This is a genomic window from Ochrobactrum sp. SFR4, assembly GCF_019730395.1.
Lineage (GTDB): Bacteria > Pseudomonadota > Alphaproteobacteria > Rhizobiales > Rhizobiaceae > Pseudochrobactrum.
Genome location: NZ_JAAPBB010001100.1, coordinates 1 through 250, shown reverse-complemented (window position 1 = coordinate 250; position 250 = coordinate 1). Strand labels below are relative to the sequence as shown.

The window sequence follows — 250 nt, the reverse complement described above, 5'->3', positions numbered from 1 at the left end:
CTAATCAGAATTGTGCTGATCAGCAGAAATGTATTGAAAAAGTAGCGCCCGAAAGGAGCGGCATTCCACGCATTGGTGAAATTTTCCAGTGTCAGCGGGGCAAGCAGATCAAAACGTGCTTCATATTCCGGTGGATGAAAAGCCATCCAAACGGCATAGAGCAATGGCAAAATCCATAAGAAGCCAAGCAGATAACAGCCGAAAGTCTCAATAGCACGCCAGAAAGAGAACTCACGCGGCTGATGCGGTA

1 pseudogene is annotated in these 250 nt (G+C 47.2%); it reads right to left on the bottom strand.

The features are described 5' to 3' along the window. Positions 1–212 (bottom strand): annotated as a pseudogene (locus HBA93_RS22445) (carbohydrate ABC transporter permease); the annotation flags it as partial. Positions 213–250 lie beyond the last annotated feature (38 nt).